This window comes from Campylobacter taeniopygiae (assembly GCF_005406225.1).
Classification (GTDB): Bacteria; Campylobacterota; Campylobacteria; order Campylobacterales; family Campylobacteraceae; genus Campylobacter_D; species Campylobacter_D taeniopygiae.
Genome location: NZ_NXLY01000009.1, coordinates 1 through 9745, shown reverse-complemented (window position 1 = coordinate 9745; position 9745 = coordinate 1). Strand labels below are relative to the sequence as shown.

Annotated in this window: 8 protein-coding genes; all 8 read left to right on the top strand. The window is 28.5% G+C overall.

Annotated elements, in window-relative coordinates:
- Positions 1-6 precede the first annotated feature (6 nt).
- A complete protein-coding gene (gene nuoI, locus CQA75_RS05395; RefSeq protein ID WP_137624012.1) occupies positions 7-648 on the top strand; it encodes an NADH-quinone oxidoreductase subunit NuoI in 642 nt (213 codons plus the stop codon).
- Complete coding sequence (locus CQA75_RS05390; protein WP_137624011.1) at positions 645-1163, top strand: NADH-quinone oxidoreductase subunit J; 519 nt, start codon at positions 645-647, stop codon at positions 1161-1163. Before nuoI ends, CQA75_RS05390 begins: the two co-directional genes overlap by 4 nt.
- Positions 1160-1453, top strand: coding sequence for an NADH-quinone oxidoreductase subunit NuoK (gene nuoK / locus CQA75_RS05385; protein ID WP_137624010.1), 294 nt, complete (start codon positions 1160-1162; stop codon positions 1451-1453). Before CQA75_RS05390 ends, nuoK begins: the two co-directional genes overlap by 4 nt.
- Position 1454: 1 nt before the next feature.
- Positions 1455-3245, top strand: a complete 1791-nt coding sequence (gene nuoL, locus CQA75_RS05380; RefSeq protein WP_137624009.1) for an NADH-quinone oxidoreductase subunit L — start codon at positions 1455-1457, stop codon at positions 3243-3245.
- Between the two features lies 1 nt (position 3246).
- Positions 3247-4743, top strand: a complete 1497-nt coding sequence (locus CQA75_RS05375) for an NADH-quinone oxidoreductase subunit M (RefSeq protein ID WP_137624008.1) — start codon at positions 3247-3249, stop codon at positions 4741-4743.
- Positions 4727-6103, top strand: a complete 1377-nt coding sequence (locus CQA75_RS05370; protein ID WP_137624007.1) for an NADH-quinone oxidoreductase subunit N — start codon at positions 4727-4729, stop codon at positions 6101-6103. Before CQA75_RS05375 ends, CQA75_RS05370 begins: the two co-directional genes overlap by 17 nt.
- A gap of 12 nt (positions 6104-6115) precedes the next feature.
- Positions 6116-8476, top strand: coding sequence for a DUF7494 domain-containing protein (locus CQA75_RS05365; RefSeq protein WP_137624006.1), 2361 nt, complete (start codon positions 6116-6118; stop codon positions 8474-8476).
- 219 nt (positions 8477-8695) lie between these two features.
- On the top strand, positions 8696-9745 hold a 1050-nt coding region (locus CQA75_RS05360; RefSeq protein ID WP_171000084.1), incomplete at its 3' end, for a cache domain-containing protein.

The following is a 9745-nucleotide window of genomic DNA, read 5'->3' as shown; positions in this document are numbered from 1 at the left end:
GTTTAAATGAAAAATTATTATTTGGTTGATGAAAAAAGAAAAACGCCCGTTACGACGTGGCAAAAAATTTTACAAGCCTTAAAAAGAAGTATCAAACTTGAGCTTTTTGTGGGTTTATGGGTGGTGATGCGTGAAATGCTTAAAAGAAATAATAGTGCAACCATAAAATATCCTTTAGAAAAACTCCAACTTGATAATCGTTATCGTGCAGTGCATAGGCTTATGCGTTTTATAGAAAGTGAAAATGAAAGATGTATAGGTTGTGGGCTTTGTGAAAAAATTTGCATCAGTAATTGTATAAGAATGGAGACCTCCCTAGATAAAGATGGACGCAAAAAAGTAAATAATTATAGTATTAATTTGGGGCGTTGTATTTATTGTGGATTTTGTGCTGAAGTATGTCCAGAACTTGCTATAGTTCATGGTTTAGAATATGAAAATGCAGCAGAGCAAAGATCTTATTTTGGTTATAAGCAAGATTTTTTAACTCCTATTGACAAATTAAAACAGCAAGTAGAATTTGAAGGAGCTGGAAGTCTAAGAAAAGATGCTGATTTATTGGTTAAGAAAACTCCAAATTATTATGATGCAATGCAAAATAAAGCCTTAGAAACTCAAGATCAAAATTCACAAGGAGAAGTCAAATGATAGAAACTTTAGCCTTTGTATTTTTTAGCATATTTGTCTTAGGATTTTTTTTAATAGCGGTTTTAAGCAAAACTATGCTTTATTCTCTTTCAGCTTTAGCTGGAGGAATGGTATTTTTATCTGGATTTTATTTTTTATTAGATGCAGATTTTCTAGGTGCGATACAAATCATCGTTTATGGTGGAGCTGTGCTTGGAATTTATAGCTTTGCTATGATGTTTTTTGATGCTTCTAAAGAATTTAAAGAAAAGATTAAAGCTAAAAAAAGTTTTTTTGTTTTGATATTTTTAAGTGCCATTTTTCTTTTATTTGCTATCTTAGGTTTTAAATATCAAAATGTAAAAACAGATCTACCTTTGCAAGATTTAACTTTATTTAATAATAATCAACAACTTGCTTTACAGGTTTTCTCAAAATATCTTTTAGGCTTTGAATTTATAGCTATATTACTCTTGATTGCTCTTGTTTGTGCCATAGTACTTACTCACAAAGAGCTTTTAAAGGAAAAACAATGATAGAAAAATATTTTTTTATAGCCATTTTAATGTTTGTGATTGGACTTATTGGAATTTTAAAAAGACAAAATCTCATTATGTTATTTATTTCAAGTGAAATTTTGCTCAATGCTGCAAATTTAGCTTTAGTAGCTGCTTCAAAAATGCATCAAGATTTAAATGGTCAAGTTTTTGCACTTTTTATCATAGGTATTGCAGCTTGTGAAGTGGCTGTTGGAGTAGCTTTATGTGTGCTTTGGTATAGAAAAAATGGCACATTAGAATTAAAAAGTTTAAAAGAGGAGGCTTAGTATGCAAAATTTAGTTTTAGTTTCACTATTGAGTCCTTTTATATCCTTTTTATTTGCAAGTTGTTTTTCTTTAAGTCAAAGAAAGATTTTTGTAGGTTATATATGCGGGATACTTATAGCCATTGGAACTTTTTGTTCTTTGTACTTGCTTTTTAATAATTTTAGCGGCAATATAAGTTTTTTTGAATGGTTTATAGGGGTTAATTTTGGTTTTAATATAGACTCTATCTCACTTACAATGATGTGTGTTGTCGGTATTGTGGCTACTTGTGTGCATTTTTATAGCATTTTTTATATGGCACACGATGAGGGATTTAACAAATTTTTTGCCTACTTAGGACTTTTTGTTTTTTCCATGCTTTTTTTAATCACAAGTGATAACTTTTTAGGTCTTTTTGTAGGTTGGGAAGGTGTTGGACTTTGTTCTTGGCTTTTAATAGGCTTTTGGTATAAAAATAATACCTATTCTTTTGCGGCTAATGAAGCTTTTATTATGAATAGAATTGCTGATTTGGGTATGCTTTTAGGAATTTTTTGGCTTTATATCCAAGTGGGAACTTTAAATTATGATGAAGTTTTTTCCAAGGTGCAAAACCTTGATCATAATGCTTTGATTTTAATAGCAAGCTGTTTATTTATAGGTGCCATGGGAAAATCTGCACAATTTCCTTTTCATACTTGGCTTGCTGATGCGATGGCGGGACCTACTCCAGTTTCAGCTTTAATCCATGCTGCAACCATGGTTACAGCTGGGGTTTATTTGGTTATTAGAGCAGGAGAAATTTATTCTTTGGTTCCTGAAGTTTCTTATTTTATAGCTATTCTTGGAGCTTTTGTGGCTATATTTGCCGCTTCTATGGCTTTGGTGGCAAGGGATTTAAAACGTATCATAGCATATTCTACTTTATCTCAACTTGGATATATGTTTGTAGCGGCTGGACTTGGAGCTTATGGTATAGCTTTGTTTCATTTGGCAACCCATGCTTTTTTCAAATCTTTATTATTTTTAGGTGCTGGAAACGTAATGCATGCTATGAATGATAACTTAGATATTAAAAAAATGGGTGGATTATTTAAACCTTTAAAAATCACGGCTATTTTTATGACTATAGGATCTTTAGCTTTGGTAGGAATTTATCCTTTTGCAGGATTTTTCTCAAAAGATTTGATTTTAGGATATTCTTTTATAATTCATAATCATGGAATATTTTTAGTGCTTTTAATCGCAGCTTTTATGACAGCTTTTTATAGTTTTAGGCTTTTAATGCTTGTATTTTTTACCAATTCAAGACACGATGCACACCCACATGAAGCAAGTAAAATAGCACTTTTAGCCATGACTCCTTTGATGATTTTGGCAATTGTTTCAGGATTTTTTGAACACAGCTTTTTTAAATATATCAGCTCTAAGCTTGTATTTATAGATGCTCAAGATCATATCGTGATGATTTGTGCCAGTGCAGCAGGAATTTTAGGGATACTTTTGGCTATCATTGCGTATAAATTTTCTTGGTTTAAACCAAGCATAGAAGAAAACAAAATACACAAACTTTTAAGTAATGATTATTTTATACCACATTTTTATCATAAATTTATAGTAAATAAATACGAAAGTTTATGTGCAATTATGAAACATTGCGATGTTTTTATTTTTGATGCAATTGTTGAAAAAATTTCTTTTTATGCTAATTTAATTTCTAAAAAAATGATTATGCCAAATAGCTTAAATTTAATGCTTAGATTTTTGGTGGCTGGTTTTGTGATTTTACTTATTTTGGCAAGGATGGTGTAAAATGCTAAATTATTTAATTTTATTTCCTCTAGCCGCTGGTTTGATTACTCTTATTTTAAACCGTGGCGGAGTAAAGATTTTTAGCGTTTTGGCGAGTTTAATTATACTTGCTTTAAATGCTAAATTTTTCTTTGATGGAATTAATGGGGTTGATTTTGAATACAAACTCCCTTTTAAAATAGCTAATTTATTTGAATATCATGTTGGAGTAGATAGTATTTCTTTAGTCTTGATGCTTTTGAGCTCTTTAATGATATTTTTAAGTTTTTTATTTTTAAAAATTGAAAAAAAGGCAATTGTTTCTTGTATTTTCTTTTTAGAATTTGCCATTATGGGGCTATTTTCTTCACTTGATGGTTTATTGTTTTATGTATTTTGGGAATTTTCTCTTTTACCTTTGCTATATATCATGGGTGTTTATGGCAAGGATTATAGACCAGGTATTAAATTTTTCATTTATGCCTTTGCCGGTTCTATTTTAATGCTCTTAGCCTTAATTTATCAAGCGTATGCTACTTATAAACTTTTAAATGTTTTCACATTTGATTTAGAAATTTGGAAAAATAATGCCTCTGCATTTAGTTTCAATGAACAACTTTTACTTTTTGGAGCATTTTTCATTGCTTTTGCTATTAAAGCACCTCTTTTTCCATTGCATACATGGGCACCAAAAGTTTATGCAAATTCGCCAATTTTAGTTTCTATGATGCTAGTTGCTTTTAAAATGGCTCCTTTTGGTTTTTTACATTTTTGTTTGCCACTTTTTCCGGATGCGAGTGTTTATTTTATACCTTTAATTGCAGCTTTATGTATCGTAAGTATTATTTATAATGCTTTAATTGCCTATCGTGCTTCAAATTTAAAAGAATTGATCGCTTATAGTTCCATTTCTCATATTGGAGTTATGGTTTTAGGGATTTTTTCTTTAAATATTTTAGGAATTACTGGAGCTATATTTTATATGTTTGCGCATGGTTTAGTTACAGGAAGTTTATTTTTAATGGCTGAACTTTTATATAAAAAATATGGGACTTTAGAAATTTCACATTATCATTCCTTAGCACGCAAGGCGCCTTTATTTACTATCTTTTTTGCTTTGATTTTGCTAGCGAGTATTTCTTTACCTTTAACCATATCTTTTGTAGGAGAATTTTTAGCTCTTTTAGGTATCGCTAAAGTAAGTTTGCTTTATGCGTTTTTAGCGGGATTTGTGATCATACTTGGAGCGATTTATATGCTTGCTGTATTTAGAAAAATGTTTTTTATGCAACAAGATACAAATCTTGAAAGTTTTTCTTTACATACAAGAGAAATTATTACTCTTGTTATGGTAGCTTTTTTAATTTTTTCTTTGGGTTTAGCTCCAAAAATTTTCTTAAATCCACTAGAAAAAAATGTTAATTCTCTTGTTGAATTAATGAAAACAAGAGCCATAAATCAAGAAAATATAAATTTTTTAAATCATATTAAAGGAGAAAACAATGTTAGATTTAGATAATATCAGTAATTTAAATATCTCCTTATCTTATCCTTTTTTGTTTTTAATTGCTATTGCTATTATTCTTTTATTGTGCTCGGCTTTTGGAAAATTTCATAGGACATTTTATATAGGCACTTGTGCTTTATCTTTGATCGTTAGTACTTTTTTAATTTTAAGTAATGTATCTTCTTCTGGTTTAGGTGCATCAAAGGCATTTTTAGGAACTTTAAATAATGATATCTTTTCTTTTTATAGTTCTTTAATCATTTTATGTTTTTCATTTTTATATCTTTTAATGCAAAAAGATGAAAACAAAGGTGAATTTTATAGTTTGTTTATGTTTATGATTTCTAGTTTGTTGCTTATGGTATCGAGTTCAAATTTAGTTTTAATTTTCATAGGACTTGAATCATCATCTTTGGCTCTTTATACTCTTATAGCAATGCGTGGAACTCATAATGCTGTTTCGAGTGCTATCAAATATTTTAGTGTTGCTGCTGTAGGTTCTGGATTTTTCGTGATGGCTTCAGCTTTGATTTATATGAAAACAGGAACTTTAGACTTAGATGCAAAATTGGCATTAGAAAAAGATCCTATACTTTTAACCGCGGGAGTGATGATTTTTGTTTTATGTGCTGTAAAACTTTCTTTAGCCCCTTTTCATTTTTGGTTAAAAGATGTATATTTTGCAACTTATTCAAATTTGGCAGCTTTTATTTCAGTAGTGCCAAAAATAGCTATGTTTGTGGTAGTATTAAGACTTTTTGGATTTTTTGATCATATTGGAATTGAAAATATTATCAGTATATTGGCAGTGTTTTCTATGTTAGTCGCTGCAATTGCCGCATTAAGTCAAAAAGATGTGAAAAAAATGTTCGCTTATAGTTCTGTGGTACATTCTAGTTTTGTTTTGGCTGCTTGTATTCCTTTATTTGATACTAAAGAAGGGGTTTTAAATCCTATATTTATTTATTGGGTCTTGTTTAGTTTTTCTAATTATGGTGTGTTTTTAATTTTAAGTAATTTCCGTTTCACTTCATTTGAAAATCTCAATGCTTTATTGACCAAAAAACCTTTAATTGCTTTGTCACTTGCTTTTTGTGTGCTTTCACTTGCAGGAATTCCACCTTTTGGAGCTTTTTGGGGAAAAGTTATTGTTCTAAAAACCTTAATTATTGAAGATTATTGGTATTTGGCTGTATTTATGGCTTTAGCTTCAGTATTTATGCTTTATTCTTATTTAAAAGTAATTATTCACGCTCTTTTTGTTAAGAGTAGTTCTGAAGCTTCTTATGTGCAATTTAATTTTATACAAGGTTTTGTTTTAGCTATTTGTGTATTAATAAGCATTTTTGGTATTATTTTTATAAAAATATAATATAATTATTTTATGAGAATTATATTTTTACTTTTATTGAATGTTTATATTCTTTTTGCTTTTGAATTAACTTTAAATACTGGCCGCGAAAATAAGCAAAATTTCGCGGTTTTACATGTTCAAAATGATTTAGATTTTACTTGTCAAAAATTTGTAACTGAAAATAAAATACATTTTGAATGTATTATTCCAGGTATTGTCGATACTCCTTTAAATAATCAAAATTTTGCAACATTTGATTTGAAATTTTTCAAAGAAACTCAAAAAATTAAAATGGTTATATTGCCTAAAACAGACGCAAGAATGTTTGATTTATCTCAAAATATATATATTGATAAAGAATTAAGCAATTCCACTTCTCATAAAAGCAAGGGCTTTACTTTTGTCTTCACTGATAATTTAATCAGAAAAAGAGATTATGATGGGCTTAATTTTGGTATTAATTTTCCGTATGAAAGCTTACCTTATGTAGGAGCACTTGATTTAAATTCTAATCCCGTTGTTATTCCTCAAAGTGCGGATATTAATACTTATTTACGGATTAAAGATGAATATGATAAAGCAAATTATCAACAAGTAGCTATTGATGCTGATAATGCAATAAAGCGTTACGCAAAGAGTATTTTTATGAGCGAATTTATTCTTTATAAATTAAGAGCTGAAAATCAACTTTATACTCAAGATCCTAGCTTTAGGGACAGAAAAATTTTAGAAAAAATGATTGCAGATGCTAAAAATTGGACTCGAACTTTTACAAGTGATAGAAATTTTTTCGAAGTATCTTATATAATGCTAAGAGCTTACATTGCTTTATCTAAGAATTCTGATATTAATTATATGATGTCAATTTTAAATAATCAACCTAATAATTATTTTTCTCAATTAGCAAAGCTTGATTATGCCGATTATCTTTATAGCTTAAGAGAAAGAAGTAAAGCTATGGATATTTATGAAGATATTTATCTAAATACCAAGAATTTAAATTTAGCTGCTAGAGCGGCGATGGCTTTGGCTAAAGATAGCATTTTAAATAATAACATAAATAAAGCAATGGAGTACGCAAATACGATTTTAAAAGCTAATCCGCAGTATTTTGGAAAAGATAGATTTAGATCTTTGGATCTTGCCAAACTTTTTGATCAAAATAAGCAATACGGTATCAGCTCTAATATTTATCAAAATATTTTTAATAAAATGTCAAGAGTGAGTCAAAAATATGAGGAAGTTTTAAAAGACTTAGCTTTAAGTTTGTCTCGAGTAGGAAAAGTGAATGAAGCTAAAAAATATATTAATTTATATTTAAATGAGTATTTAGACGACGGTAAATATTTAGATGAGATTAGAAAAGCTAGAGATGAGTTGTTTTTTGCGATGGATGATGAAAATTCTACACTTTCACATAAACATTATGCCATGCTTATAAAAGAATATGCTCAAAAAGATGAAAATATAGTTAATAAAGCTTTAGATAAAGATATGCAGCTTTATTATAAAGAAGGAAATTTTAGTGCTATTTTGGGATATAAAAAACAAATAGAAGAAAGAAAACTTCCTAATTCTTTAAAATTATTACAGCAAGCTGCGGTTGATCTTTTAAATAGCAAATTAAAATCTGATAATTGTATCGAAGCAACGGCTATTTTTGCACAATTTAAATCTTATGAAATAGGGCAAAAAATAAATGATAAAAAACATATGTTAGATTGTTTTATCAGAACTTCTAAAGTTGAAGAAGCTATGGATTATGCGGATAAAAATTATAATGAAGATCCTATATTTTTTGGATTAAAAAAAGCATCAATGCTTTATGATAACAAGCAGTATAGGCAAGTTTTAAAAATTGCCAAAGAAATAGCCGAGTCAAAAATTTTAAAAAGTGATGAGGAGAATTTTAAAGCTTACTATTTGCAATTTTTGTCTTATTTAAAAATGGATGATTATAATAAGGCTATTAGTGTATTAAAAATTTTAGAGACTTTTCCAATGAATTTCAATATGGTAGAAGCCTATGATACTTTATTATCTTATGCAGATGATCATAAGATGCAAACAACGATTCTTACTTATGCTCCTAAGGCTATTGATTATCAAAATTTAAAAGGAATTAATCTTTATAGTCCAAATCTTGAATTTATTTATCTAGACACTTTAGCTAAAGTGAATGAAAATGAAAAGTCTTTAGCTGTTTTAACTGATTTATTAAAATTAAAACTTTCTGATGATGATAGAGCAAGGGCTTTGTATATACAAAGTTTAACCTATGAAAGAATGAAAAATACTCAAGCTGAAAAAGAAAGTTTGCAACAATGTTTAAAATTAAAACCTTCAAATTGGCAAAATTTATGCCGCGATAAAAATCAAATTTTAAAATAGTTTTTAATTATTTCGTATTTTATATTAAAGCTTTAAAGAGTTTTTTAAAGCTATATCTTTTTTGCTTAAACAATTTTTATTAATTTATTAACTTTATTTTCAAGCACATTTAGCTCACATTTCACATTCGCTTCATTTTATTCTTTTATTATTAGGTATTTCATATTTAGAATATTAAAACCAATTTTCTAAATGAATAAAAATATTTTAGGAGAAAAAATGAAAGAAAAAACAAAATCTTTTGGCGTATCGCTAAAATTAACTTTTTATATAGGTGTTTTGATAGTTATTATATTAGCTATCACAAGTGCTATTAGCTATTTTGAATCTAAAAATAACACTTTTGAATTACTTAAAAGCACTCAACTAAAAACCGTAGAAGATGTTGCAATGACATTTGATAATTATGGAAAAAGCAGACGAGTTGCAATGGAGGTTTTGGCTAAAGAAATTGAAAAAGTATTAGATAAAGGCAACGATGAGGAAATCTTTAGTTTGTTAGAATCTTTCAAAGAAGCTTTTGGTTTTAAACTTGTTTTTTTAGGTTTTGAAAATTCTGGAAGAATACTTTTATCAGATAGAAAAATATTGGATTCTAAATCTTTTACTCTCAAAAATTTAACATGGTATCAAGAAGCTAAAAAGACAACAAAATCAAGTGTATATGGTCCTTATCAATCTTTGATGAACAATAATCATATTTTAACCTACGCAATGCCTATTTATAAAGATGGGAAGCTTATAGGAGTTGTCGGAGGAGATTGTACTCTAGAGCAATTTTCCAAAGATGTTTTAGCTTATGGTCATTCTGAAAATACTTATGCTGCAGTTTATAGTCCAGATGGTGAGATTTATTTTCATCAATATCCAGAAAGAATTCTTACAAAAAATCCACTAAGTATAAATATAGCTAATACAATCAATACTAATCCAAATTATTATCTTAATCCAAAAGAAGAAAATGCTCTTTTTGGAGCAAAGGATGATAAAGGGAATTCTTATGAAGTACTATGTAGTGCAACAATCAATCCAAAATTTAGAGTATGTACGGTTACAGAAGATGAAACTTATACAGGAGTTGTTAAAGCCATTCTCTTTAAACAAATCCTCATAGGCATCATTGCCACTATCATCGCCCTCATCCTAATTAGAATCCTAATCACAAAAGGTCTCTCCCCACTCACCACCATCCAAAGTGGTCTTAATGCCTTCTTTGATTTTATCAATCATAAAACAAAGAATGTCTCTACTATTAATATAAAAACCAAT